This is a genomic window from Pseudomonas sp., from assembly GCF_049653025.1.
Lineage (GTDB): Bacteria > Pseudomonadota > Gammaproteobacteria > Pseudomonadales > Pseudomonadaceae > Aquipseudomonas.
In genome coordinates this window covers 73620-98032 of record NZ_JBASFM010000023.1, presented here as the reverse complement: position 1 = coordinate 98032, position 24413 = coordinate 73620, and the positions used below count along the sequence as shown (strand labels likewise).

General features: G+C 60.9%; 27 protein-coding genes. All 27 read left to right on the top strand.

Going from position 1 to position 24413, the window contains the following annotated elements; all coding sequences use genetic code 11:
- Positions 1-2 precede the first annotated feature (2 nt).
- The 27 genes from fliJ to WBK23_RS18540 all read left to right on the top strand — a co-directional run bounded on the left by fliJ (position 3) and on the right by WBK23_RS18540 (position 24404).
- Complete coding sequence (gene fliJ / locus WBK23_RS18670) at positions 3-455, top strand: flagellar export protein FliJ (protein ID WP_424485422.1); 453 nt, start codon at positions 3-5, stop codon at positions 453-455.
- A gap of 177 nt (positions 456-632) precedes the next feature.
- A complete protein-coding gene (locus tag WBK23_RS18665) occupies positions 633-938 on the top strand; it encodes an STAS domain-containing protein (protein ID WP_424485421.1) in 306 nt (101 codons plus the stop codon).
- 16 nt (positions 939-954) lie between these two features.
- Entirely contained in the window at positions 955-2649 is a 1695-nt protein-coding gene (locus WBK23_RS18660; protein WP_424485420.1) for a SpoIIE family protein phosphatase, read from the top strand.
- A gap of 30 nt (positions 2650-2679) precedes the next feature.
- Positions 2680-3033, top strand: coding sequence for an Hpt domain-containing protein (locus WBK23_RS18655; protein WP_424485419.1), 354 nt, complete (start codon positions 2680-2682; stop codon positions 3031-3033).
- Between the two features lie 113 nt (positions 3034-3146).
- Entirely contained in the window at positions 3147-4427 is a 1281-nt protein-coding gene (locus WBK23_RS18650; protein ID WP_424485418.1) for a flagellar hook-length control protein FliK, read from the top strand.
- A gap of 291 nt (positions 4428-4718) precedes the next feature.
- On the top strand, positions 4719-5249 hold the full coding sequence (gene fliL / locus WBK23_RS18645; RefSeq protein ID WP_424485417.1) for a flagellar basal body-associated protein FliL: 531 nt from the start codon (positions 4719-4721) through the stop codon (positions 5247-5249).
- A 13-nt stretch (positions 5250-5262) separates the two neighbouring features.
- Positions 5263-6234, top strand: coding sequence for a flagellar motor switch protein FliM (gene fliM / locus WBK23_RS18640; protein ID WP_424485416.1), 972 nt, complete (start codon positions 5263-5265; stop codon positions 6232-6234).
- A 32-nt stretch (positions 6235-6266) separates the two neighbouring features.
- Entirely contained in the window at positions 6267-6740 is a 474-nt protein-coding gene (gene fliN, locus WBK23_RS18635; protein WP_424485415.1) for a flagellar motor switch protein FliN, read from the top strand.
- A gap of 2 nt (positions 6741-6742) precedes the next feature.
- Entirely contained in the window at positions 6743-7171 is a 429-nt protein-coding gene (gene fliO / locus WBK23_RS18630; RefSeq protein ID WP_424485414.1) for a flagellar biosynthetic protein FliO, read from the top strand.
- Positions 7171-7956: a flagellar type III secretion system pore protein FliP gene (gene fliP, locus WBK23_RS18625; RefSeq protein ID WP_424485413.1), complete on the top strand. Its 786-nt coding sequence runs from the start codon at positions 7171-7173 to the stop codon at positions 7954-7956. Before fliO ends, fliP begins: the two co-directional genes overlap by 1 nt.
- 2 nt (positions 7957-7958) lie before the next feature.
- On the top strand, positions 7959-8228 hold the full coding sequence (fliQ, locus tag WBK23_RS18620) for a flagellar biosynthesis protein FliQ (RefSeq protein ID WP_424485412.1): 270 nt from the start codon (positions 7959-7961) through the stop codon (positions 8226-8228).
- Position 8229: 1 nt separating this feature from the next.
- On the top strand, positions 8230-9006 hold the full coding sequence (fliR, locus tag WBK23_RS18615) for a flagellar biosynthetic protein FliR (protein WP_424485411.1): 777 nt from the start codon (positions 8230-8232) through the stop codon (positions 9004-9006).
- 9 nt (positions 9007-9015) lie between these two features.
- Entirely contained in the window at positions 9016-10152 is a 1137-nt protein-coding gene (gene flhB, locus WBK23_RS18610; protein ID WP_424485410.1) for a flagellar biosynthesis protein FlhB, read from the top strand.
- Between the two features lie 136 nt (positions 10153-10288).
- Positions 10289-12397, top strand: coding sequence for a flagellar biosynthesis protein FlhA (gene flhA, locus WBK23_RS18605; RefSeq protein WP_424485409.1), 2109 nt, complete (start codon positions 10289-10291; stop codon positions 12395-12397).
- A gap of 15 nt (positions 12398-12412) precedes the next feature.
- Complete coding sequence (gene flhF / locus WBK23_RS18600) at positions 12413-13714, top strand: flagellar biosynthesis protein FlhF (RefSeq protein WP_424485408.1); 1302 nt, start codon at positions 12413-12415, stop codon at positions 13712-13714.
- A 78-nt stretch (positions 13715-13792) separates the two neighbouring features.
- Positions 13793-14623 (top strand): flagellar synthesis regulator FleN, encoded by an 831-nt coding sequence (fleN, locus tag WBK23_RS18595; RefSeq protein WP_424485407.1) that lies wholly within the window; start codon positions 13793-13795, stop codon positions 14621-14623.
- On the top strand, positions 14620-15366 hold the full coding sequence (fliA, locus tag WBK23_RS18590) for an RNA polymerase sigma factor FliA (RefSeq protein WP_424485406.1): 747 nt from the start codon (positions 14620-14622) through the stop codon (positions 15364-15366). Before fleN ends, fliA begins: the two co-directional genes overlap by 4 nt.
- 115 nt (positions 15367-15481) lie before the next feature.
- The gene (locus WBK23_RS18585; protein WP_090254048.1) at positions 15482-15856 is read left to right on the top strand and encodes a chemotaxis response regulator CheY; all 375 of its coding nucleotides are present in this window, start codon (positions 15482-15484) and stop codon (positions 15854-15856) included.
- A gap of 19 nt (positions 15857-15875) precedes the next feature.
- Positions 15876-16664 carry a protein phosphatase CheZ gene (locus tag WBK23_RS18580; RefSeq protein ID WP_424485405.1) on the top strand — a complete coding sequence of 263 codons (789 nt, stop codon included), beginning with the start codon at positions 15876-15878 and terminating at the stop codon, positions 16662-16664.
- Between the two features lie 10 nt (positions 16665-16674).
- On the top strand, positions 16675-18864 hold the full coding sequence (locus tag WBK23_RS18575) for a chemotaxis protein CheA (protein WP_424485404.1): 2190 nt from the start codon (positions 16675-16677) through the stop codon (positions 18862-18864).
- Between the two features lie 43 nt (positions 18865-18907).
- Positions 18908-20017: a protein-glutamate methylesterase/protein-glutamine glutaminase gene (locus WBK23_RS18570; protein WP_424485403.1), complete on the top strand. Its 1110-nt coding sequence runs from the start codon at positions 18908-18910 to the stop codon at positions 20015-20017.
- Positions 20017-20757, top strand: a complete 741-nt coding sequence (locus WBK23_RS18565; RefSeq protein WP_424485402.1) for a flagellar motor protein — start codon at positions 20017-20019, stop codon at positions 20755-20757. Before WBK23_RS18570 ends, WBK23_RS18565 begins: the two co-directional genes overlap by 1 nt.
- A gap of 11 nt (positions 20758-20768) precedes the next feature.
- Positions 20769-21638 carry a flagellar motor protein MotD gene (motD, locus tag WBK23_RS18560; RefSeq protein ID WP_424485401.1) on the top strand — a complete coding sequence of 290 codons (870 nt, stop codon included), beginning with the start codon at positions 20769-20771 and terminating at the stop codon, positions 21636-21638.
- Between the two features lie 51 nt (positions 21639-21689).
- Complete coding sequence (locus WBK23_RS18555; RefSeq protein ID WP_424485400.1) at positions 21690-22478, top strand: ParA family protein; 789 nt, start codon at positions 21690-21692, stop codon at positions 22476-22478.
- A 99-nt stretch (positions 22479-22577) separates the two neighbouring features.
- Entirely contained in the window at positions 22578-23411 is an 834-nt protein-coding gene (locus tag WBK23_RS18550; RefSeq protein WP_424485399.1) for a CheW domain-containing protein, read from the top strand.
- Between the two features lie 105 nt (positions 23412-23516).
- Positions 23517-23996, top strand: a complete 480-nt coding sequence (locus tag WBK23_RS18545; protein WP_090252131.1) for a chemotaxis protein CheW — start codon at positions 23517-23519, stop codon at positions 23994-23996.
- Between the two features lie 3 nt (positions 23997-23999).
- A complete protein-coding gene (locus tag WBK23_RS18540; RefSeq protein ID WP_424485398.1) occupies positions 24000-24404 on the top strand; it encodes a DUF2802 domain-containing protein in 405 nt (134 codons plus the stop codon).
- Positions 24405-24413 lie beyond the last annotated feature (9 nt).

The following is a 24413-nucleotide window of genomic DNA, read 5'->3' as shown; positions in this document are numbered from 1 at the left end:
CCATGGCGCAAAGCCGCGCCGCGCGCCTGGCTCCGGTCATCGACATGGCCGAGCGTGCCGAGCGTGAGGCCGCCATGCAGTTGGGCCATGCTCAGGGTTTGCTGCGCCAGGCCGAAGTGCAGCTTGGCGACCTCGAACGTTACCGCGGCGACTACCAGCAGCAGTGGATCAACGAAGGCCAGCGCGGGGTATCCGGGCAGTGGCTGATGAACTATCAGCGCTTCCTCACTCAGCTGGAAACCGCCATCGGCCAGCAGCGCGGCAGCGTTGATTGGCATCGCGCCAATATGGACAGGGTGCGTGACGTCTGGCAGCAGCGCTACGCCCGTCTGGAGGGGCTGCGCAAGCTGGTCAAACGCTATCAGGATGAGGCGCGCATGGCCGAGGACAAGCGCGAGCAGAAACTTCTTGATGAGCTGTCGCAGCGCTTGTCCGGGCGCGACTCCCAGTTCTAGCGGCCTGTGCGGCGGCGGCACTCAGATAATTGGGCAAAACAGCGCCGATTGGCGGGCTGCACTGGCCATGCGAGAGTTGCCGCATGCGCATTGCGATGCTACATCTTGATCATGCATAACATGCAGCCAGACGCACCCGCGGGTGCGCGCTGGCCTTTTCGTTGATAGGAGTAATTCATGGCAATCACCTCGCTGCCCTCGACCGACGGGCAAGAGCTGACCATCTTGATACAGGGACGCTTTGATTTCGGCGCTCACCAGGAATTTCGCAACGCCTACGAGCGCGTCAACAGTACGCCCAAGAGTTACGTCGTAGACCTCAAGGACACCACCTACCTGGATAGCTCCGCGCTGGGCATGCTGTTGCTGCTGCGCGACCATGCCGGTGGCGACAGTGCGCAGATCCGCCTGCTCAACTGCAACCCCGATGTGCGCAAGATCCTGGCGATCTCGAATTTCGAGCAGTTGTTCAAAATCGCCTGAGGCGAGGCACCCAGTCATGCCTGAACGTCTGTCCATCCTGATCGCCGAGGACAACGCGGCCGACCGCATGTTGTTGTCAACCATCGTCAGCCGCCAGGGGCACCGCGTATTGACCGCCAGCAACGGCCTGGAGGCAGTCTCGCTGTTCGAGGCAGAGCGCCCGCAGCTGGTGCTGATGGACGCCTTGATGCCGATCATGGATGGCTTCGAGGCGGCGCGGCGGATCAAGCAAAGCGCCGGCGAAGAGCTGGTGCCGATCATCTTCCTGACCTCGCTGACCGAAGGCGAAGCCCTGGTGCGCTGCCTGGAGGCCGGCGGCGACGACTTTCTCGCCAAGCCCTACAACCGGGTCATTCTCGAAGCCAAGATCAAGGCCATGGATCGCCTGCGCCGTCTGCAGGACACCGTGCTGCAGCAGCGTGACCTGATTGCCAAGCACAACGAGCACCTGCTCAACGAGCAGCGCGTGGCCAAGGCGGTGTTCGACAAGGTGACCCATTCGGGCTGCCTGGATGCGCCGAATATCCGTTACCTGCAATCGCCTTACGCGGTGTTTAACGGCGATCTGCTGCTGGCCGCCTTCAAGCCTTCCGGCGGTATGCATGTGCTGCTGGGCGACTTCACTGGTCACGGTTTGCCCGCCGCCATCGGTGCGATGCCGCTGGCCGAGGTGTTCTACGGCATGACGGCCAAGGGCTATTCGCTGGCCGAAGTGCTGCGCGAGATCAATGCCAAGCTCAAGCGCATTCTCCCGGTCGGGGTGTTCTGCTGCGCCAGCGTGCTTAATATCAGCTTCCAGCGCCAAGTGGTCGAAGTGTGGAACGGCGGTTTGCCGGACGGTTACCTGCTACGCGGCAACGGCGAGCGCTTGCCGCTGGTCTCGCGCCATCTGCCGCTGGGGGTGCTGGAGCCTACCGCGTTCAATGACAAATACGAGGTCTACCCGCTGGCGTTGGGCGATCGGGTGTTTCTGCTCTCCGATGGTGTGCTGGAGGCCTGTAACAAGCAGGCTGAGCTGTTCGGTGAAGGCCGCTTGCTTGAGGTGTTCGAGTCCAATCAGCAGCCCCTGGCGCTGTTTGCCGAGATCCAGCAGGCGCTGACCCTGTTCAGTGGCGAGCAGCAGGATGACGTCAGCCTGCTGGAAGTCAGCCTGGTCGAGGATGGCGACCTGAACCGGCCGCCGCTGGCCTTTGCCGACAATGGCCAGAGCCATTCGCTGGACTGGTCGGCCAGCTTCGAGTTTCGCGGGGAAACCCTGCGTCACTTCAATCCGCTGCCGTTCCTTTTGCAGCTGCTGCTGGAGGTGCAAGGGCTGCGGCCCCAGGGCGGCGCGTTGTTCAGTGTGCTGGCCGAGCTGTATTCAAATGCCCTCGAGCATGGCGTACTGGGGCTGGACTCGGCGCTCAAGGCGAATGCCGAAGGCTTTGCCGAGTACTACCGGCAGCGCAGTGTGCGGTTGGCCGCGCTGACCGATGGGTTTGTGCGTTTTCACCTGCAGTTGCTACCCGAGGCCGGCGGTGGTCGTTTGATTGTGCGAGTCGAGGACAGCGGTTCGGGCTTCGATGCACGGCGGCTGCCGGTTCAGCCGCGTGATGCGCACAGCCTGAGTGGCCGCGGCCTGGCACTGGTCAGGCAATTGAGCGAGCGTTGCAGCTGGGGCGATGGCGAACCGGGGGTGCGCGTGGAGTTTTCCTGGTTGCCTGGGGCATAATCCGGCGTACCACGCGAAGGGAGCGAGCCGTTGTCAGATATTCACCTTGATAGCGCTGTATTGGCGGCTTTGCAGGATGTCATGGAAGACGAATATCCGGTGCTGCTGGATACCTTTCTGGTCGATTCGGAAGAGCGTCTACTGGTGTTGCGTCAGGCTGAGCAGGCCGCGGATGCCCAGACCCTGCGCCTGGCCGCGCATAGCTTCAAGGGCAGTTGCAGCAATATGGGTGCGCTGCTGCTGGCCAGCCTGTGCAAGCAGTTGGAGGAGGCCGGGCGGCGTGAGCAGCTGGAACAGGCCCCGGAGCTGGTTGAACAGATCGAACGCGAGTTTGCCATCGTGCGGATTCTGCTGAAGTCCGAGCGCCAGCGTTATCGGCACTGATCCTGCTGGGTACGAGCAACCCTGCGCTTCACACCTGTTGATCCTGCCCGCCAGCAAGTTGGCCCGGCCCTTGCAAAACCCTCCGCACGACCAACCCCGAACGGAGAGTATCCATGTCCGTTGCCCCCGATCTGCTGCTCAAGTCGGCACCTGAAGTAAAATCTCGGGCTGCTCCCGCGAAAGCGCCGGAAAAACCGGCTGAGCCCAATAAGAACGAGGCTTCCAGCTTTTCCCAGGTGTACGCCAAGGAGCGTCAGGCCAAGGCTGCCGAGCGCGCCGAAGCACCCGCCAAGCCTGCTCGCGAGAGCAAAACCTGCGACGAAGACAGCGAAGACCCGCAGGCGGCGAATGCCGTCGGCCAGCCTGAGCTTGCCGATAGCGGCAAGCCTTTGCCGAGTGACCCGGCAATCGAGGGTGCAGTCCTCGACCCTCTGCTGTTGCTGGGGATTACCGGTGAGCTGCCGGTGACGGAAGAGACTGTCGAGCTGATTGACGAGCCGGAGGTGACGAGCGAAGTCGAGCCATTGCTGGTGACCTCGGGCAACCTGACCAGCTCGGGACCGGCGAGCATGACTGAGGCCAGTTTCGACCCTGAACTGGATGCGCTCAACCAGTTGCCTGCCGTGCGTATGGCGCTGGAAATAGGTGCGAAGGACAAGGCGCAAGCCGAACAGGTCGTAACAGCGCCGCTGGCGCAGGCTAATCTGGCGACGCAAAGCGTTGGTCAGAGTATGCTGGCGAGCCAGCTGGTCACGGATGAGGTGCCGACCGAAGGCGAAACCCTGGAGCTGCCGGAGCTGCAGTTGGAAGCCTTGACCGGTAAAGGCCTGGAGGCACTGAAGGAGGGGACGGCCAATAACACGGCAGAAAACTTCGTCAGCAAGCTCAACGCCCTGACTCAGGCGATAACCCAACAGACGACTCAAGTCGCGCGCGCGCCGTTGCTGGGCGGTCAGCCGATACCCATGCAGCAGGGAGGCTGGAGTGAGGCGGTGGTCGATCGGGTGATGGTGATGTCCAGCCAGAACCTGAAATCGGCCGAGATTCAGCTCGACCCGGCTGAACTGGGGCGACTGGAGGTGCGCATCAGTGTCAACCAGGAACAAAGCCAGGTGACCTTCGCCAGCCCGCATGCCGGGGTGCGTGATGCGTTGGATGCGCAGATGCACCGCTTGCGTGAGATGTTTGCCCAGCAGGGCATGAACCTGATGGATGTGAACGTCTCCGACCAATCCCTGGGACGCGGCTGGCAAGGTCAGGAAAGTGACGGCAAGGGGCGTGGCGGTGCCGATGGCGAGCTGCTGGGTGGCGATGACGAGCTGCGTGCAGGCGGTGTCGAATTGCCCAGTGCAGGTGTGAGTAGCGCCCGTGGCCTGGTCGATTACTACGCCTAGCCGGTTGTTATAAATCCACTGGCGTTGCCGCTGCGCGATTAAAGACGGCCTGCCAGCGCGCGTGCTGCTGTAGTTGCCGAGCGCACTGATCTAAACTGCATTTCGCCCGGCTCCCATTCGTGGGAGCCGGGCGATTTTGTTTGGGGTGATTGAACGACGCTGCATATGCCGGCCGTGCTCCTTGCGGTGCTGGGCAACCCGCATCGAGCAAGTTTGCTGACAAACTGGCATAACACTTGCTCTTAACCCTTTGAAAACGGATAGAACTCCGAATAGCGACGGATTATTGGCATGGCTAAGAAAGAAGCAGCGCAAGCACCGGCAAATGCCGAGGCGAAACCAGCCGGCAAAATGAAGTTGATCATCATCATTGCCCTCACCGTGATTCTGGCCGTGGGCCTGTCCGTGGGTGGCACCTGGTTCTTTCTGAGCAAGAAAGGTGGCGATGCCGCCGACGAAGCCAAGACCGATGCAGCCGCTGAGCCTGCGGTGCCAGTCAAGCAGGCGGCGATCTATGAAGAGCTGTCGCCGGCCTTTGTGGTGAATTTTACTCATCAGGGGCGTCCACGCTATATGCAGGTCAGCGTGGCCCTGATGACCCGCGATCAGGCGGCGCTGGATGCTCTCAAGGTGCATATGCCGGTGCTGCGCAACCGTTTGGTGATGCTGTTTTCCGGTCAGGACTTTGCGTCCTTGATCACCCCGGTGGGCAAGGAAATGTTGCGTCAGCAAGCGACCGCCAGCGTGCAGGAACTGGCCGAGAAAGAAACCGGCAAGGTTACGGTCGAGCAAGTGCTGTTCACCAACCTCGTGTTGCAGTAATCAGGAGCGGCATATGGCTGTGCAAGACCTACTTTCCCAGGACGAGATCGATGCGCTGCTGCATGGCGTTGATGACGGCCTGGTTGATACCGAGGAGGAAGCCGAACCGGGAAGCGTCAAGCAATATGACCTGACCAGCCAGGACCGCATCGTCCGCGGGCGCATGCCGACGCTGGAAATGATCAACGAGCGCTTCGCCCGTTACACCCGTATCAGCATGTTCAACCTGCTGCGCCGCTCCGCCGATGTGGCTGTGGGCGGGGTGCAGGTGATGAAGTTCGGCGAGTACGTGCATTCGCTGTACGTGCCGACCAGTCTCAACCTGGTGAAGATGAAGCCGCTGCGCGGCACCGGTCTGTTTATTCTCGACGCCAAGCTGGTGTTCAAGCTGGTCGACAACTTTTTCGGCGGCGATGGCCGCCACGCCAAGATCGAAGGCCGCGAATTCACCCCAACCGAGCTGCGCGTGGTGCGCATGGTGCTGGACCAGGCCTTTATCGACCTCAAGGAAGCCTGGCATGCGGTGATGGATATCAACTTCGAGTACGTCAACTCGGAGGTGAACCCGGCGCTGGCCAACATCGTCAGCCCCAGTGAAGTGATTGTGGTCTCCACCTTCCATATCGAGCTGGACGGTGGCGGCGGCGACCTGCACATCACCATGCCCTATTCGATGATTGAGCCGATTCGCGAGATGCTCGACGCCGGCTTCCAGTCCGATGTCGACGATCAGGATGAGCGCTGGATCAAGGCGCTGCGTGAAGACATTCTCGGCGTCAGCGTGCCCCTGGGCGCGACTGTTGCTCGTCGTCAGCTCAAACTGCGCGACATTCTGCATATGCAACCCGGTGATGTGATACCGGTGGAGCTGCCGGAAAACGTGGTGCTGTGCGCCAACGGCGTGCCCTCATTCAAGGTCAAGATGGGGGCGCACAAAGGCAAGCTGGCTTTGCAGGTGCTCGGCCCCATTGAGCGTACCCGCTAATCCCCCCATTTAACGCCAGCCGAGGATCTACGATGGCAGACGAAAACGAAAACGAAGCCACCTCCCCTGAAGAACAGGCGCTCGCCGATGAGTGGGCGGCCGCGTTGTCCGAAGCCGGTGATGCCGGTCAGGACGACATCGATGCCATGCTGGCGGCCAGTGACTCGGTTGCACCGGCAGCGCCGCGTGCGCCGATGGAAGAATTCGACAGCATGCCCAAGGCCAACCTGCCGGTTAATCTGGAGGGGCCGAACCTGGATGTGATTCTGGACATTCCGGTGTCGATCTCGATGGAAGTGGGCAACACCGATATCACCATCCGTAACCTGCTGCAGCTCAACCAGGGTTCGGTGATCGAGCTCGATCGCCTGGCCGGCGAGCCGCTGGATGTGCTGGTCAACGGCACCCTGATTGCTCACGGCGAAGTGGTGGTGGTGAACGAGAAGTTCGGCATCCGCCTCACCGACGTGATCAGCCCGAGTGAACGCATCAAGAAGCTGCGTTGAACATGCGTCGCTTCCTTCTGCTGGGCCTGGCATTACCCTTCGCGGCGGCTGCGGCCCCTGCGACGCAGGCGGCTGCACCGCTGAGCGACACCGGCATGGGCGGGCAGCTGGTGCAGCTGTTGCTGGGCCTGCTGCTGGTGATCGGCCTGATCTTCCTGCTGGCCTGGCTGATGCGCCGGGTGCAGCAGATCGTCCCGCGGGGCGGCCAGGTGATCAAGGTGCTGGCGACCCAGGCCCTGGGGCCGCGTGATCGCCTGGTGCTGGTGCAGGTGGGTGCAGAGCAAGTGCTGCTGGGGCTGACCCCAGGCGCGATCACGCCCTTGCATGTACTGAAAGAACCGGTGCATCTGCCCGATGCGGAGCCGGCCTCCGGCGAGTTTGCCCAGCGCCTGATGGAACTGTTGGGCAAGGATCAGAAGGACAAATCGTGATGTTGCGTGTGTTGCTGGTATTGGTTTTTAGCCTGGGTGCTTCGCTTGCGTTCGCCGCCGATCCGCCGACTGCCAGCACCTTGATTCAGTCGGGCAGCAACCCGCTGTCGATTCCTGCGATCACCCTGAGCACCGATACGGCCGGGCAGCAGGAGTATTCGGTCAGCCTGCAGATTCTGCTGATCATGACCGCGCTGAGCTTTATCCCGGCGTTTGTCATGCTGATGACCAGCTTCACCCGGATCATTATCGTCTTCTCGATTCTGCGTCAGGCCCTAGGCCTGCAGCAGACGCCCTCGAACCAGATCCTGGTCGGCATGGCCCTGTTCCTGACCATGTTTATCATGGCTCCGGTGTTCGACCAGATTAACCGCGAGGCGCTGCAGCCCTATCTGAATGAGCAGATGACGGCGCAGGATGCCATCGTCAAGGCCGAGGGGCCGATCAAGAACTTTATGCTGTCGCAGACCCGTGAAAGCGATCTGGAGTTGTTCGTGCGGCTGTCCAAGCGTACCGACATCGCTAGCCCGGAGGATGCGCCGCTGACCATTCTGGTGCCGGCGTTTGTCACCTCCGAGCTGAAAACCGCGTTCCAGATCGGCTTTATGATCTTTATCCCGTTCCTGATCATCGACATGGTGGTGGCGAGCATCCTGATGGCCATGGGCATGATGATGCTCTCGCCGCTGATCATTTCCCTGCCGTTCAAGATCATGCTGTTTGTATTGATTGATGGCTGGGCGCTGATCATGGGCACCCTGGCCGCCAGCTTCGGAGGCACCTAGCGATGACGCCTGAGGTAGCGGTCGATCTGGTGCGTGATGCCCTCTGGCTGACCGCGATGATTGTGGCGATTCTGGTGGTGCCGAGCCTGATTGTGGGCCTGCTGGTGGCGATGTTTCAGGCCGCCACCCAGATCAACGAACAGACCCTGAGCTTTCTGCCGAGGCTGCTGGTGATTCTATTGGTGCTGATCTTTGCCGGCCCCTGGCTGGTGCGCGAGCTGATGGAGTACACCGAGAACCTGATCATGAATATTCCGCTGTTGATCGGCTGACATGCTCGAGCTAAGCGACGCGCAGATCGGGGCCTGGGTCGGCAGTTTTGTCTTACCGCTGTTCCGCATCACTGCGCTGCTGATGTTTATGCCGATCGTCGGTACCCAGCTGGTGTCGGCTCGGGTGCGGCTGTACCTGGCCTTGGCCATCTGCATCGCGATCATGCCGACCCTGCCGCCGATGCCGGTGGTCGATGCGCTCAACCTGCAGGCGTTTATCTGGGTCTCCCAGGAAATCCTCATCGGCCTGATGATGGGCTTTATCCTGCAGCTGTTCTTCCAGATTTTTGCGATTGCCGGGCAGATCGTCGCGATGCAGATGGGCCTGGGCTTCGCCTCCATGGTCGACCCGGCCAACGGCATCTCGGTGCCGGTGATCGGTCAGGTGTTTATGATCCTGGTGACCCTGCTGTTTCTCGCCATGAATGGCCATCTGGTGGTGTTCGAGGTGCTGGCCGAAAGCTTCTTCACCCTGCCAGTGGGCAGCGGCTTTCTGGTCGACAGCTACTGGGATATCGCCAATAAACTCGGCTGGGTGCTGGGTTCGGCCCTGTTGCTGGTGCTGCCAGCAATCACTGCGCTGCTGGTGATCAACCTGGCGTTCGGGGTGATGACCCGCGCCGCGCCGCAGCTGAATATCTTCTCCATCGGATTTCCACTGACCCTGGTGCTGGGTCTATTCATCGTCTGGATCGGCATGGCCGATATCCTCGCGCAGTACCAGGTTTTCGCCAGCGAAGCCCTGCAGTGGCTGCGTGAAATGGTCCGGGCACGGTAAGGGGCGAGCATGGCTGAGTCAGAAAGCGGTGCCGATAAAAGTGAAGAGCCCACGGACAAACGCCTGCGCGAGTCCCGTGAGAAGGGCCAGATCGCGCGCTCCAGAGAGCTCAACACCCTGGCCGTGACCCTGGGCGGCTTCGGCGGTTTGCTGAGTTTTGGCGGCAGCATTGGCAATGCCATGCTGGGCATCATGCGTGGCAATTTCGCCCTGTCGCGTGAGGTGATCATGGATGAACGCAGCATGGGCCTGTGGCTGGCGGCGTCCGGGCAGATCGCCTTGGAAGCGCTGTTTCCCTTGCTGGTGTTGCTGCTGATCGTCTCGATCGTCGGGCCAATTTCGCTGGGTGGCTGGTTGTTCTCGTTTGAGGCCATGGCCCCGAAATTCAGCCGGATGAATCCGCTGGCGGGGCTCAAGCGGATGTTTTCCACCCAGGCCCTGGTCGAGTTGCTCAAGGCTTTGGCCAAGTTCATGGTGATTCTGCTGGTGGGCATCTCGGTGCTTTCAGCCTGGCAGGACGATTTGATGGCCATCGTCCATGAGCCGATCGAGTCGGCGATCCTGCACGCCATGAATGTGGTGGGCTGGAGTGCGTTGTGGATGTCCTGCGGGTTGATCCTGATTGCGGCGGTCGATGTGCCGTTCCAGCTCTGGAGCAACAAACAGAAGCTGATGATGACCAAGCAGGAAGTGCGCGACGAGTATAAGGACAGCGAGGGCAAGCCCGAGGTCAAGCAGCGCATCCGTCAGTTGCAGCGTGAAATGGCCGAGCGGCGCATGATGCAGTCGGTGCCGGATGCCGATGTGGTCATCACCAACCCGACGCACTTCGCCGTGGCGCTGAAATACGATCCGGCCAAGGGCAATGCGCCGGTACTGCTGGCCAAGGGCGGCGACTTCACCGCCTTGAAGATTCGCGAAATCGCCAACGAGCACAAGGTCATGGTGCTGGAATCGCCAGCCCTGGCGCGGGCGGTGTTTTATTCCACCGAGCTCGATCAGGAAATCCCCGCAGGCCTGTATCTGGCTATCGCCCAGGTGCTGGCTTACGTCTACCAGCTGCGCCAGTACCAGGCGGGCAAGGGCAAGCGGCCTGCACCGTTGAACAACTTGCCGATTCCGCCGGATTTACGCCGCGACGAGTAGCCAGTGGCTTGCGGCCCAAGGATATTGCCCGGCCCGGCAAAGTTGGACAGCTTCTTGCAAAACCCCAGCAAAGGCGCGTTTAGCGTCAAAAGTTTGAATTGGCTGGGGTAGGGAAGTGGCAATAGATCGCTCGCAAATGCTCACCGATGCGCGCAGCAACCTCTCGGGGTTGCGCCAGGGCAATCTGGGCATCCCGTTGTTGCTGCTGGTCATGCTCGGCATGGTCATGCTGCCGATTCCGCCGTTTCTCCTCGATGTGCTGTTTACCTTCAGTATTGCCCTGTCCATCGTCGTGCTGCTGGTGGCGATCTATGCCCTGCGTCCGCTGGATTTCGCCGTATTCCCGACCATTCTGCTGGCGGCCACCTTGCTGCGCCTGGCGCTCAACGTGGCCTCGACGCGGGTGGTGTTGTTGCACGGCCAGGACGGCCATGACGCCGCGGGTAAGGTGATCCAGGCGTTCGGTGAGGTGGTGATCGGCGGCAACTACGTGGTCGGTATCGTGGTGTTCGCCATTTTGATGATCATCAACTTCGTGGTGGTGACCAAAGGTGCCGGGCGTATCTCCGAAGTCAGTGCGCGTTTTACCCTGGATGCCATGCCTGGCAAGCAGATGGCCATCGACGCTGACCTCAACGCCGGCCTGATCGACCAGCCCGAAGCCAAGAGGCGTCGCTCCGAGGTGTCGCAGGAAGCCGACTTTTATGGCTCGATGGACGGTGCCAGCAAGTTCGTCCGCGGTGACGCCGTCGCCGGCCTGTTGATTCTGTTTATCAACCTGATTGGTGGCATGGCGATCGGCATCCTCCAGCATGACCTGGGCTTTGCCGATGCCGGGCGTATCTACACCCTGCTAACCATCGGTGACGGCCTGGTGGCGCAGATTCCGTCGCTGTTGCTGTCCACCGCCGCCGCCATCATGGTGACACGGGTTTCCAGCTCCGAGGACATGGGTGCGCAGGTCAATCGGCAGATGTTCGCCTCGCCGCGCGCCTTGGCGGTGACCGCCGCAATCATGATCGCCATGGGCCTGGTGCCCGGTATGCCGCATTTCTCCTTTATCAGCCTGGGCCTGGTGGCCGCCGGCGCGGCCTACTGGATCGCCAACAAGCGGCGTGCGGTCAAGGAAGATGAGATCAAGGAGGTGCAGCGCCAACAGGAGCTGCTACCCGCGCAGAAGGCGCAAGAGGTCAAGGAACTGGGTTGGGACGACGTGACGCCGGTGGACATGGTCGGCCTGGAAGTGGGCTACCGCCTGATTCCGCTGGTCGACCGCAACCAGGGTGGACAATTGCTGGCGCGGATCAAGGGCGTGCGCAAGAAGCTGTCCCAGGAAATGGGCTTTCTGATGCCCTCGGTGCATATCCGCGACAACCTCGATCTGCAGCCCAATGCCTATCGCCTGACTTTGATGGGCGTCAGCGTGGCCGAGGCCGAGGTGTATCCGGACCGCGAGCTGGCGATCAACCCGGGGCAGGTGTTCGGCCCGCTCAACGGCATCGCCGCCAAAGACCCGGCATTTGGCCTGGAGGCGGTGTGGATCGACCCGAGCCAGCGCGACCAGGCGCAATCCCTGGGTTACACCGTGGTGGACGCCAGCACGGTGGTCGCCACCCATCTCAACCAAGTGCTGCACAAACATGCCCACGAGCTGCTCGGGCATGAGGAAGTGCAGCAGTTGATGCAGCTGCTGGCCAAGAGCTCGCCGAAGCTGGCTGAAGAGCTGGTGCCGGGGATGATTTCCCTATCGACCCTGCTCAAGGTGTTGCAGACCTTGCTCCAGGAGCAGGTGCCGGTACGCGATATCCGCACCATCGCCGAGGCCATCGCCAATGTCGCGGTGAAGAGTCAAGATCCCGCCGCGATGGTGGCGGCGGTGCGCGTCGCGTTGGCCCGGGCAATCGTGCAAAGCATTGTGGGGCTAGAGCTGGAGCTGCCTGTGATCACCTTGGAACCCAGGTTGGAACAGATATTGCTCAACAGTATTCAGAAGGCCGGTCAAGGCTCCGAGGAGGGCATCCTTCTGGAGCCTGGCATGGCCGAGAAGCTGCAGCGTTCCCTGGTGGAAGCGGCGCAGCGCCAGGAGATGCTCGGCAAGCCAGTGATACTGCTGGTGGCCGGTCCGGTCCGGGCGATGCTCTCGCGATTCGCGCGGCTGGCGGTTCCGAGTATCCATGTACTGGCATACCAGGAAATTCCGGATAACAAGCAGGTCACCATCGTTGCGACGGTGGGGCAGAACTAACCGAGGTTACAGGCCATGCAGGTCAAACGCTTTTTCGCCGCCGATATGCGTACCGCCATGAAGCTGGTGCGTGATGAGCTGGGTGCCGATGCCTCGATCATTGGCAATCGCCGGGTCGCCGGCGGTGTCGAACTCACCGCCGCGCTGGATTATCAGGTGCCTGCCGCACCGGCCCGTCAGCCCAACCCGGCGCTGGAAGCCGAGCTGCGCAAGACCCAGGCCAAAATCGCCACGGCCCAGGCCGAGCTGACCACCCGCACGCACGTCGATGCGGGCAAGGATCGCCAACTGTTTGGCGCGGCTACGAGCCAGCCTGCTGACAGCCTGGCGGCCGTGATGCGCAAATCTCAGGCCGCGCCTGCTGCGGCAACCGATCAGCGTGCGCTGGATGCCATGCGTTTCGAACTGCACGGCCTGCGTGAATTGATCGAAGTGCAACTGGGCTCGATTGCCTGGGGCCAGTTGCAGAACCGCCGTCCGCAGCAGGCCAACCTGTGGCGCCGCTTGCAGCGCATGGGCCTGTCCGCCGAATTGTCGAAAGCCTTGCTTGAGCGCGTTGCCAATGTCGCCGAGCCGCGTCAGGCCTGGCGCATGCTGCTGGCGCACCTGGCGCATGCGATCAAGACGCCGAAGCAGGAGCCGATGGAAGAGGGCGGGGTGATCGCCCTGGTCGGTCCGGCTGGCATGGGCAAGACCACCACCCTGGCCAAGCTGGCAGCGCGCTACGTGCTCAAGTACGGCGCGCAGCACATTGGCCTGGTCAGCCTGGACAGCTACCGCATCGGTGCCCAGGAACAGCTGAAGACCCTGGGGCGCATCCTCAACGTCCCGGTGACCCTGGTCGACCCCGGCCAGTCGCTGACTCAGGCCTTGGCACCATTGGCGCGCAAGCGTGTGGTGCTGATCGATACCGCCGGTTTGCCGGCCAATGATCCGGCGCTGCGCATGCAGCTGGAAACCCTCGCTAGCCGCGGCGTGAATGCCAGAAATTATCTGGTGATGGCAGCCACCAGCCAGGGCCAAGTGCTGAAAGCCGCCTACCATAGTTATAAGCGTTGTGGTTTGTCGGGCTGCATCCTCACCAAGACGGATGAAGCCACCAGCCTGGGCGAGGTTTTAGGGCTGGCTATTAGCCAGCGTCTACCGGTAGCCTATCTCGCTGATGGACCACGAATTCCCGATGATTTGCAGGTTCCCCGCAGTCATCAGTTGGTCAGCCGGGCCGTAGGCCTGCAGGCCGCGCAAGACCCAAGCGAGGACACGATGGCGGAGATGTTTGCCGGGCTCTATCAGCAGCCGACGCAGCGCGCCAGTTAAGCGTCGCGCTGCAAGGGTTGAACCGCGCATAACCGGCCAAATGGCTCCAGTCGTAGTTAGACAAGGTGTGTAGAAAACATGGGTATGCATCCCGTACAGGTGATTGCGGTGACCGGCGGCAAAGGTGGCGTCGGTAAGACCAACGTCTCGGTAAACCTGGCATTGGCGTTGGCCGATCTGGGCCGTCGCGTCATGTTGATGGACGCCGACCTGGGTTTGGCCAACGTCGACGTGCTGCTGGGCCTGAGCGCCAAGCGCACCCTGGAAAACGTCATCAGTGGCGAGTGCGACCTGCGCGATGTGCTGCTGCAGGGGCCGGGCGGTATTCGCATCGTCCCGGCGGCTTCGGGCATCCAGAGCATGGTGCAACTGAGCCCCATGCAGCATGCCGGGTTGATCCAGGCGTTCAGCGATATCAGCGACAACCTCGATGTGTTGATTATCGACACCGCCGCCGGCATTGGCGATGGTGTGGTCAGCTTTGTCCGCGCTGCCCAGGAAGTGCTGGTGGTGGTGTGCGACGAGCCGACCTCGATTACTGACGCCTACGCCCTGATCAAGCTGCTCAACCGTGATCACGGCATGAACCGCTTCCGTGTATTGGCCAATATGGCCCACAGCCCGCAGGAAGGTCGCAACCTCTTTGCTAAGCTGACTAAAGTCACTGACCGTTTTCTCGACGTTGCCCTGCAGTACGTGGGTGCAGTGCCTTACGACGAGTCGGTGCGCAAGGCCGTGCAGAAGCAGCGCGCGGTCTACGAAGCCTTCCCGCGCTCGAAATGCGCGCTGGCGTTCAAAGCGATAGCCCAGAAAGTCGATGCCTGGCCGTTACCGGCCAACCCGCGCGGTCATCTGGAATTCTTCGTTGAGCGTCTGGTGCAGCAACCGATCGCAGACACGGCCATATGACAGCAGCCTCTGGACTTCGTATGTATAGCAAGGCGCAGGCGCAGGATTCCCAGCACCAGTTGATCGAGCGCTATGCGCCCCTGGTCAAGCGCATTGCCTATCACTTGTTAGCCCGTCTGCCGGCCAACGTTCAGGTCGATGACTTGATTCAGGCCGGGATGATCGGCCTGCTCGAAGCGTCAAAGAAATACGACTCCAGCAAAGGTGCCAGTTTCGAGACATTTGCCGGTATTCGCATCCGTGGCTCCATGCTCGATGAGGTGCGCAAAGGTGATTGGGCCCCGCGTTCGGTGCACCGCAACAGCCGCATGGTCAGCGACGCAATTCGAGTAATTGAGGCCAGAACGGGTAGAGACGCTAAAGATCAAGAGGTTGCGGCCGAACTCCAATTGAGTCTCGAGGATTACTACGGCATTCTTGGCGACACTTTAGGCAGCCGCCTGTTCAGTTTCGACGACCTGTTGCAGGACGGCGAGCATGGTGGGCTGGGTGAAGACGCTGGCAGCAACCACCTCGAACCTTCTCGTGATCTGGAAGAAGAACGCTTTCAGGCGGCCCTGGCGGATGCCATCGGCAACCTGCCGGAGCGCGAGCGCTTGGTGTTAGCGCTATATTACGATGAAGAATTAAATCTTAAGGAAATCGGCGAAGTACTGGGGGTTAGCGAATCGCGCGTTAGCCAGTTACACAGCCAGTGTGCCGCCCGCTTGCGCGCTCGTTTGGGCGAGTGGCGCGCACATTGAGCGAGTTGCAGGCAACGGGCTGTTTGCGCTGACACAGGGCCGGTTTCACGATTAAAGGCGTACCCAGGTTGCTGGGCGCGTTTGGGACTGTACGGAGGTCGACTTGGACAAGAACATGAAAATCCTCATCGTTGATGACTTTTCAACGATGCGACGGATCATCAAGAACCTCCTGCGTGACTTGGGGTTCACCAACACCGCGGAAGCCGATGATGGCGTCACCGCGCTGCCCATGCTGCAGAGCGGCAGTTTCGACTTCCTGGTGACTGACTGGAACATGCCAGGCATGACCGGGATCGACCTGCTGCGTGCGGTGCGTGCGGATGATCGCCTGAAAACCCTGCCGGTGTTGATGGTGACGGCAGAGGCCAAGCGCGACCAGATCATCGAGGCAGCTCAGGCTGGGGTAAACGGTTATGTGGTTAAGCCGTTCACTGCCCAGGTGCTGAAAGAGAAGATTGAAAAGATCTTCGAGCGGGTCAACGGCTGATGTTTGCCACGAGGGTGCTATGGAACATAACGATTCCGCTCAGGGTGATCTCGAGTCGACTCTGAAACACAACGCTCGCCAATTGGTCGACAGCCTGGAAAAAGGCAATTTTGGTGAAGCCGTACAGCTTATACATGAGTTGAACAAAGCACGTGATCGCGGTCTGTACCATGAAGTCGGCAAGCTGACCCGTGAGCTGCATAACGCCATCGTCAATTTCCAGCTGGACCCGCGGGTGCCGCACGCCACAGAGGTGTCGCAGATTACCGACGCCACCGAGCGCCTCAATTATGTTGTGACCATGACCGAGAAAGCGGCCAATCGCACCATGGATCTGGTCGAGCAGAGCGCGCCGCTGGTCAATGGCATCAGTGATGAAGCGCAGAGCCTCAGTGTCGACTGGGGGCGCTTTATGCGCCGTGAAATGAGCGCCGATGGTTTCCGTGAGCTGGCCAAACGCGTCGAATTGTTTCTCGCCCGCAGTGAGCGTGATGGGGCCAAGTTGTCCGGCCACCTCAACGATATTCTGCTGGCTCAGGACTTCCAGGATCTGACTGGGCAGGTGATCAAACGCGTCACGCAGCTGGTGACCGAAGTCGAAAGCAACCTGTTGAAACTGGTGCTGATGGCCAGCCAGGTGGATCAGTTCGCGGGCATTGAACATAACCACGAACTGCTGCGTGCCGAACAAGAACAATTAAAAGAGCCTTCCCACGGTGAAGGTCCGCAGATTCATGCCGATAAGCGTGAAGACGTCGCATCCAATCAGGATGATGTCGACGACCTGCTTTCCAGCCTGGGATTTTAGGAGCACGTCTATGAGCTTCGGCGCCGATGAAGAAATCCTCCAGGACTTCCTGGTAGAGGCCGGCGAGATTCTTGAACTACTGTCCGAGCAGCTTGTAGAGCTGGAGAGCCGCCCGGACGACATGAATCTGCTCAACGCCATCTTTCGCGGTTTCCATACCGTCAAAGGTGGTGCCGGTTTTCTCCAGCTCAACGAGCTGGTGGAATGCTGCCATATCGCAGAAAACGTCTTCGACATCCTGCGCAAGGGTGAGCGGCGCGTCGACTCCGCGTTGATGGATGTGGTGCTTGAGGCACTGGACTCCGTCAACAGTATGTTTACCGAGGTGCGCGAGCGTACCGACCTGACTCCGGCAACGCCTGAGCTCTTGGCTGCTTTGGCGCGCCTGGCGGAACCGGCCGGTGCCGACGAGGTGGTGCAAGAGGCCGAACCTGAGCCAGAAGCTGCTGGCGATATTACCGATAGCGAATTCGAGCAACTGCTCGGCGCGCTGGATGAGGCACCCAGTGCTCCCGTTGCGGCCGCGGCGAGCGGCGATGAAATTACCGACGACGAATTCGAGTCATTGCTCGACCAATTGCATGGCAAGGGTCAGTTTGCTGCGTCTGAGGCGACCAGCACACCAGCAGCCTCAGTCGCGCCTGCCGCAACAGCGGCGAGCGGCGATGAAATTACCGACGACGAGTTCGAGTCACTGCTCGACCAGCTGCATGGCAAGGGCCAGTTCGTTCCGCCGCCAGCCGCTGCTGCGCCGCCAGCGAAAGCTGAGCCGGTAGCACCGGCACCGGCGAGCGGTGATATCACCGACGATGAATTTGAAGCATTGCTGGATCAGTTGCATGGCAAAGGCAAGTTTGTCGAGCCAGAGGCGATCCAGGCCGCTGCCGTTGCGCCGGCCAAGCCAGCTGAAGCGCCCAAGCCGGTGGCCAAACCTGCGGCCAAGCCGGTAGCCAAAGCCGAACCGGCCAAGGCGGCTCCAGCTCCGGCTCCAGCGGCCGCTGCGCCAGCAGACAAAGCCGCACCAGCCAGCGAAGCGGAAACCACGGTGCGCGTCGATACTGCGCGCCTGGACGAGATCATGAACATGGTCGGCGAACTGGTGCTGGTGCGTAACCGCTTGGTGCGCCTGGGTGCCAGCAGCGCCGATGAGGCCATGTCGAAGGCCGTATCCAACCTCGATGTGGTCACCGCAGACCTGCAAACAGCGGTGATGAAGACCCGTATGCAGCCGATCAAGAAGGTCTTCGGCCGCTTCCCGCGTCTGGTTCGTGATCTGGCGCGCCAGCTCAAGAAAGAGATCAATCTGGAGCTGGTCGGTGAAGAAACCGACCTCGACAAGAACCTGGTTGAAGCACTAGCCGATCCCCTGGTCCACTTGGTGCGCAACGCGGTTGATCACGGTATTGAAACCCCGGAAGAGCGTGAAGCTTCAGGTAAGCAGCGCGGCGGCAAGGTGGTGTTGTCAGCTGAGCAGGAAGGCGACCACATCCTCTTGTCGATCTCCGATGACGGCAAGGGCATGGACGCCGAGATATTGCGCGCCAAGGCGGTGGAGAAAGGCCTGCTGGATAAAGACGCGGCCGACCGCCTCAACGAATTCGAATGCTACAACCTGATTTTCGCCCCGGGTTTCTCGACCAAGACCGAGATTTCCGATGTGTCCGGCCGCGGTGTGGGCATGGACGTGGTGAAAACCAAGATCAATCAGCTCAATGGCACGGTCAACGTGTTCTCGGTCAAGGGCCAGGGCTCGAAGATCGTCATCAAGGTACCGCTGACCCTGGCGATCATGCCGACCCTGATGGTGATGCTGGGCAATCAGGCGTTTGCCTTCCCGCTGGTCAACGTCAACGAGATCTTCCACCTCGATCTGTCGCGCACCAATGTGGTCGATGGCCAGGAAGTGGTGATCGTGCGTGACAAAGCGCTGCCACTGTTCTACCTCAAACGCTGGCTGGTCGGCAGCGCCGCCCATGTCGAGCAGGGTGAAGGGCATGTGGTTATTCTTACGGTTGGCAGTCAGCGCATCGGCTTTGTGGTCGACCAGTTGGTGGGGCAGGAAGAGGTCGTGATCAAGCCCCTGGGCAAAATGTTGCAAGGCACTCCCGGCATGTCGGGCGCGACCATCACCGGTGATGGCCGCATTGCCCTTATTCTTGATGTGCCGAGCATGCTCAAGCGCTACGCACGGCGTATCTGATCGTTAGCGGCGCAGGTTTCAGTCGCGCCGTTTAGGAGTGTTTATGGCTGTTAAGGTGTTGGTGGTAGATGACTCCGGCTTTTTTCGCCGGCGCGTGTCGGAAATTCTTTCAGCCGATCCGAATATTCAGGTGATCGGCACAGCCACTAACGGCCGTGAAGCCATCGAGCAGGCGCAAGCGCTCAAGCCAGATGTGATCACCATGGATTACGAGATGCCGATGATGGATGGCATCACGGCCGTGCGGAATATCATGCAGCGCTGCCCGACCCCGGTGTTGATGTTCTCCTCGCTGACGCACGAAGGTGCCCGGGTCACCCTGGATGCGCTTGAGGCCGGCGCGGTCGACTTCCTGCCGAAAAACTTCGAAGACATTTCGCGCAACCCCGAGCGGGTCAAGCAGCTGCTCTGCGAGAAGATTCATACCATCGCCCGCAGTAACCGCCGCAGCCTGAGCCCGCCACCGGTTGCAGCGCCGACGGCTGTACCCGCCGCGCAAGCCAAACCTGCCGTACGCCCAGCTGTCGGCAGCCCTTTGGGCCGTCCGGCTACTGCTGCGCCTGCTCCAGCGGCGGCCGCACCCAAGCGCAAGGCATACAAGCTGGTGGCGATTGGCACCTCGACCGGTGGGCCGGTGGCGCTGCAGCGGGTATTGACCCAGTTGCCGGCCAATTTCCCCGCGCCCATCGTGCTGATTCAGCATATGCCGGCAGCCTTTACCAAGGCCTTCGCCGAGCGCCTCGACAAGCTCTGTCGGATCAACGTCAAGGAAGCGGAAGATGGCGATGTCCTGCGTCCTGGCTGGGCGCTGCTGGCCCCTGGCGGCAAGCAGATGATGGTCGATGGCCGTGGCGTGATCAAAATTCTTCCGGGCGATGAGCGTCTGAACTACAAACCCTGCGTCGATATCACCTTTGGTTCGGTCGCCAAGTCCTATGCGGACAAGGTGCTGGCCGTGGTGCTGACCGGCATGGGCGCTGATGGCCGCGAGGGTGCACGCCTGCTCAAGCAGGGCGGCAGCCAGGTGTGGGCGCAGGACGAAGCCAGTTGCGTGATCTATGGCATGCCGATGGCCATCGTCAAAGCCAACCTGGCTGACGCCATCTACCCGCTGGATGACATTGGCAGGCACCTGGCGGAGACCTGCATTTAATGGATGTACTGAGCCTTATTGGGGTCATCCTGGCTTTTGTCGCCATTCTGGGCGGCAACTACCTGGAAGGTGGCCACGCTGCGGCTTTGCTCAATGGCCCTGCGGCGCTGATCGTGATCGGCGGCACCCTGGGCGCGGCGTTCTTGCAGGCTCCGATGAGCGTATTCAAGCGCGCTCTGGCGATCATCAGCTGGATCTTCTTTCCGCCGCGGGTTGACCTGGCCGGTGGCATCAACCGGGTGGTCGGCTGGAGCATGACCGCGCGCAAGGAAGGTCTGCTTGGCCTGGAAGCCGTGGCCGATGTCGAAACCGATCCCTATGCCCGTAAAGGCTTGCAGCTGTTGGTCGATGGCGCGGAGCCCGAGGCGATTCGCAGCATCCTCGAAGTTGACCTCTATACCCAGGAAGGCCGCGATATTCAGGCCGCCAAGGTGTTCGAAAGCATGGGCGGTTATGCGCCGACCATCGGCATCATCGGTGCGGTGATGGGCTTGATCCATGTGATGGGTAACCTGGCCGACCCGAGCAAGCTGGGTGCCGGGATTGCCGTGGCGTTTGTCGCCACCATTTACGGGGTCGGCTTTGCCAACCTGTTGTTGCTGCCGATTGGCAACAAGCTCAAGGCTATTGCCCAGCGCCAATCGCGTTACCGCGAAATGCTGCTGGAAGGCATCCTGTCGATCGCCGAGGGTGAGAACCCACGCTCCATCGAATTGAAGCTGCAAGGCTTCATGGACTGATGGAGTGAGCCATGGCCCGTCGTCGTCACCATGAAGAGCACGAGAATCACGAGCGCTGGCTGGTTTCCTACGCCGACTTCATCACCTTGCTGTTTGCCTTCTTTGTGGTGATGTACTCGATTTCCTCGATCAACGAAGGCAAGTACAAGATTCTTTCGGACAGCCTGACGGGCGTGTTCAACCAGCCGGATCGTGCCATCAAGCCGATTCCGCTGGGCGAGGAGCGGCCCCGCACCACCGAGCCGGACCGTTCGCTGGTTGATGAGGAAAGTGCGCAGTCGTCTGCCAGTGAACTGCAGAACATCGGCAACAGTGTGCGCGAGGCGTTTGGTGGGCTGATTCAGTCCGAGCAGCTCAAGGTCAGCGGCAATGAGCTGTGGATCGAGATTGAGCTCAGCTCCAGCCTGCTGTTCACCAGCGGCGATGCAATCCCCAACAATGCCGCTTTCGACATCATCGAAAAGATTGCCAAAATTCTGGCACCTTACGAGAACCCGGTTCACGTCGAGGGCTTTACCGACAACCTGCCGATCCAGACCGCGCAGTTCCCGACCAACTGGGAGCTGTCCACCGCGCGGGCTGCCAGTATCGTGCGTATGCTGAGCATGGATGGGGTCAATCCCAGTCGTTTGGCGGCGGTCGGTTATGGTGAGTTCCAACCGGTTGCCGATAACGCCACCGCAGAAGGCCGCGGTCGCAATCGCCGGGTGGTGTTGGTGATTTCCCGCAATCTCGATGTGCGTCGCAGCGTCAGTGGTGTGGGCAGTGCCAATGCCAAACCGGATGCCGCCTTGCAGAGGGCTGGCACGCAACCTGCACCGGCACCCACAGCGCCGGTCCCGCAAGCGGGTGCCGTCAATCCCCCGTCGCCAGCCCCATAAGGGTGGCCTCATTCTCGGTCAGACTGCAGCTGTTCCGGGAGGATGATAACGATGAGAGTCTGGGCAGTAGCCAATCAAAAAGGTGGAGTCGGCAAGACCACCACATCAATCGCGTTGGCGGGGCTTCTGGCCGACGCCGGTAAGCGTGTGGTGGTGGTCGACCTGGACCCCCACGGTTCGATGACCAGTTATTTCGGGCATGACCCGGATAGCCTGGAACATAGCAGCTTTGACCTGTTTCAGCACAAGGGCAATGTGCCCCGCGGCCTGCCGCAGCAGTTACTGCTGCCGACCAGTAACGAGCGGATCTCCCTGCTGCCATCCAGCACGGCATTGGCCACGCTGGAGCGCCAGTCGCCTGGGCAGAGCGGCCTGGGTCTGGTGATCGCCAAGAGCCTGGCGCAGCTGTGGCAGGATTTCGATCACGCGGTGATCGACAGTCCCCCTTTGCTCGGCGTGCTGATGGTCAATGCCCTGGCGGCCAGTCAGCAGCTGGTGATTCCGGTGCAGACCGAGTTCCTCGCAGTCAAAGGCCTTGAGCGCATGGTCAACACCCTGGCGATGATCAACCGCTCGCGCCAGCAAGCGCTGCCGTACACCATCGTGCCGACCCTGTTCGACCGCCGTACGCAGGCGTCCATGGGCACGCTGCGGGTGCTGCGCAACAGCTATCCGGAACACCTGTGGCCGGCTTACATTCCGGTCGATACACGTTTGCGCGATGCCAGCCGGGCCGGTCTGACCCCGTCACAGTTTGATAACAACAGCCGTGGGGTGATTGCCTACCGGGCGCTGCTCAAACACCTGCTGTCGCAACAGATTGCCGCGCAGGTCGCGTGAGATGAGCAGCTATGCTGAATATATCGGCTCAAGTCTGTCGCAGGCGCGGCCGATAGTCTGTACAGATTGTTTTTACGGGTTGTTTTTACGGATTAGTCCATGAGTCGTCCCCTTGCCACCGCTACACGTCCGCAGCTGGCCTTGCAGTCCTATCTGGATGGCTTGCTGCAGGATGCTGCAATCGAATTGGCCGATAGCATCAGCCTGGATGAATTCGAGGCCGCCGTGCTCGAGGAGCAGGTGCGCGATGCCCGTAGCATTCCAGCACCGATCGCACCAAAACCGGTGATTGAGCTGGCGCCACGCCCGCTGGTGCTGCCGACTATTGAAATGCCGCTGGCCGATATTGCCGTTAGCGTCGAGATGCCGGTGCACGTGGCCGAAGCCGAGGTGCCGGTCGAGACTGTGCACGTCGCTCCCCAGGTATTGGTGGTGCCGGAGCCGGTGCTGCAGGGTCGGCCGGAGTGGGCGCAGGGGCCGTTCGAGTGCCTGCTGTTTGATGTGGCTGGGCTGACCCTGGCCGTGCCGCTGGTTTGCCTGGGTTCTATCTACCCACTGGAAGGCCAGGAACTGACGCCATTATTTGGCCAGCCGGACTGGTTTCTCGGCATACTGCCGTGCCAGGCGGGCAACCTGAAGGTGCTGGATACCGCGCGCTGGGTCATGCCTGATCGTTATCGCGATGATTTTCGCGAAGGGCTGCAGTATGTGATTTCCGTTGAGGGCTATGAGTGGGGGCTGGCGGTGCATCAGGTCAGTCGCTCGATCCGCCTCGACCCGAACGAGGTCAAGTGGCGCAGCCAGCGTACTCAGCGGCCATGGCTGGCGGGCACGGTTATCGAGCATATGTGTGCCCTGCTGGATATCGCATCCCTGGCTGAGCTGATCGCCAGCGGCGCGGCAAAACGCATGGCGGCCAACCGCGTGCACTGAATAATGCCGAGCGGCGCGATGAGTGCGGCTTTGCAACTATAGTAACGACAGCGGGGTATACACCCGCGATCGCCGCCGCGAGCGGTTTATGACGAGGCTAGGGACATGAAGAAAAGTTCTGCACAAGGTTCTGATGATCCGATTCTGCAGTGGGTAACGTTCCGCCTGGACAACGAAACCTATGGCATCAATGTGATGCAGGTTCAGGAAGTCCTGCGTTATACCGAGATTGCCCCTGTGCCGGGTGCTCCGAGCTATGTGCTGGGCATCATCAACCTGCGCGGCAACGTGGTGACCGTGATCGACACGCGTCAGCGTTTTGGTTTGGACTCCACTGAGGTGACCGATAACACCCGTATCGTGATTATCGAAGCTGACAAGCAAGTGGTGGGTATCTTGGTCGACAGCGTGGCTGAGGTGGTTTATCTGCGCCAATCGGAAGTTGAAACCGCGCCGAACGTGGGCAACGACGAGTCTGCCAAGTTTATCCAGGGCGTCTGCAACAAGAACGGCGAGCTGCTGATTCTGGTCGAGCTGGACAAGATGATGAGCGAAGAAGAGTGGTCCGATCTGGAGAGCATCTAAGCCATGCTCGACGTGCTGCTGATCGCGCTGGCCCTGGTCTGTCTGGGGCTGGTCGGCACATGTGTCTGGTTGACCCGGCAACTGCGCAATGCCGTGCAAGCGCAGGGCGAGCGTGACGCGGTGCGTGATCGCCGGCTCAAGGAACTCAGCCGGCGTCTGGATGCCTACCTGACCGGTAGCGTGCAGATGGGCGAGGAGCTGCACGAGCTGCGTCGCGTGGTGGCACCTCTGCCAGACAAGCTCAGCCAGATCGAGCAGCGCGACCCTAGCAGCCTGTCGTTTACCCAGGCCGCACGTTTGGCCGGGATGGGCGCAAGTGTTGATGATCTGACCCAGTCCTGTGGTCTGAGCAAGGCCGAGGCCGAGCTGGTCAGCAAGATGCAGCAGGGCAAGCTGCAGCGTTCCTGATTCCCCCAA

What these genes read in the sequence shown, in the direction of transcription:
- WBK23_RS18570 (WP_424485403.1), top strand. Translation starts at nt 18,908, where the DNA reads ATGGCTGTTAAGGTGTTGGTGGTAGATGACTCCGGCTTTTTTCGCCGG.
- fliR (WP_424485411.1), top strand. Translation starts at nt 8,230, where the DNA reads ATGCTCGAGCTAAGCGACGCGCAGATCGGGGCCTGGGTCGGCAGTTTT.
- WBK23_RS18555 (WP_424485400.1), top strand. Translation starts at nt 21,690, where the DNA reads ATGAGAGTCTGGGCAGTAGCCAATCAAAAAGGTGGAGTCGGCAAGACC.
- motD (WP_424485401.1), top strand. Translation starts at nt 20,769, where the DNA reads ATGGCCCGTCGTCGTCACCATGAAGAGCACGAGAATCACGAGCGCTGG.
- fliO (WP_424485414.1), top strand. Translation starts at nt 6,743, where the DNA reads ATGCGTCGCTTCCTTCTGCTGGGCCTGGCATTACCCTTCGCGGCGGCT.
- fleN (WP_424485407.1), top strand. Translation starts at nt 13,793, where the DNA reads ATGGGTATGCATCCCGTACAGGTGATTGCGGTGACCGGCGGCAAAGGT.
- WBK23_RS18550 (WP_424485399.1), top strand. Translation starts at nt 22,578, where the DNA reads ATGAGTCGTCCCCTTGCCACCGCTACACGTCCGCAGCTGGCCTTGCAG.
- WBK23_RS18565 (WP_424485402.1), top strand. Translation starts at nt 20,017, where the DNA reads ATGGATGTACTGAGCCTTATTGGGGTCATCCTGGCTTTTGTCGCCATT.
- flhB (WP_424485410.1), top strand. Translation starts at nt 9,016, where the DNA reads ATGGCTGAGTCAGAAAGCGGTGCCGATAAAAGTGAAGAGCCCACGGAC.
- flhF (WP_424485408.1), top strand. Translation starts at nt 12,413, where the DNA reads ATGCAGGTCAAACGCTTTTTCGCCGCCGATATGCGTACCGCCATGAAG.
- fliQ (WP_424485412.1), top strand. Translation starts at nt 7,959, where the DNA reads ATGACGCCTGAGGTAGCGGTCGATCTGGTGCGTGATGCCCTCTGGCTG.
- fliM (WP_424485416.1), top strand. Translation starts at nt 5,263, where the DNA reads ATGGCTGTGCAAGACCTACTTTCCCAGGACGAGATCGATGCGCTGCTG.
- WBK23_RS18580 (WP_424485405.1), top strand. Translation starts at nt 15,876, where the DNA reads ATGGAACATAACGATTCCGCTCAGGGTGATCTCGAGTCGACTCTGAAA.
- fliJ (WP_424485422.1), top strand. Translation starts at nt 3, where the DNA reads ATGGCGCAAAGCCGCGCCGCGCGCCTGGCTCCGGTCATCGACATGGCC.
- fliA (WP_424485406.1), top strand. Translation starts at nt 14,620, where the DNA reads ATGACAGCAGCCTCTGGACTTCGTATGTATAGCAAGGCGCAGGCGCAG.
- fliP (WP_424485413.1), top strand. Translation starts at nt 7,171, where the DNA reads ATGTTGCGTGTGTTGCTGGTATTGGTTTTTAGCCTGGGTGCTTCGCTT.
- WBK23_RS18540 (WP_424485398.1), top strand. Translation starts at nt 24,000, where the DNA reads ATGCTCGACGTGCTGCTGATCGCGCTGGCCCTGGTCTGTCTGGGGCTG.
- WBK23_RS18575 (WP_424485404.1), top strand. Translation starts at nt 16,675, where the DNA reads ATGAGCTTCGGCGCCGATGAAGAAATCCTCCAGGACTTCCTGGTAGAG.
- WBK23_RS18665 (WP_424485421.1), top strand. Translation starts at nt 633, where the DNA reads ATGGCAATCACCTCGCTGCCCTCGACCGACGGGCAAGAGCTGACCATC.
- fliN (WP_424485415.1), top strand. Translation starts at nt 6,267, where the DNA reads ATGGCAGACGAAAACGAAAACGAAGCCACCTCCCCTGAAGAACAGGCG.
- WBK23_RS18660 (WP_424485420.1), top strand. Translation starts at nt 955, where the DNA reads ATGCCTGAACGTCTGTCCATCCTGATCGCCGAGGACAACGCGGCCGAC.
- WBK23_RS18585 (WP_090254048.1), top strand. Translation starts at nt 15,482, where the DNA reads ATGAAAATCCTCATCGTTGATGACTTTTCAACGATGCGACGGATCATC.
- fliL (WP_424485417.1), top strand. Translation starts at nt 4,719, where the DNA reads ATGGCTAAGAAAGAAGCAGCGCAAGCACCGGCAAATGCCGAGGCGAAA.
- WBK23_RS18545 (WP_090252131.1), top strand. Translation starts at nt 23,517, where the DNA reads ATGAAGAAAAGTTCTGCACAAGGTTCTGATGATCCGATTCTGCAGTGG.
- flhA (WP_424485409.1), top strand. Translation starts at nt 10,289, where the DNA reads ATGCTCACCGATGCGCGCAGCAACCTCTCGGGGTTGCGCCAGGGCAAT.
- WBK23_RS18650 (WP_424485418.1), top strand. Translation starts at nt 3,147, where the DNA reads ATGTCCGTTGCCCCCGATCTGCTGCTCAAGTCGGCACCTGAAGTAAAA.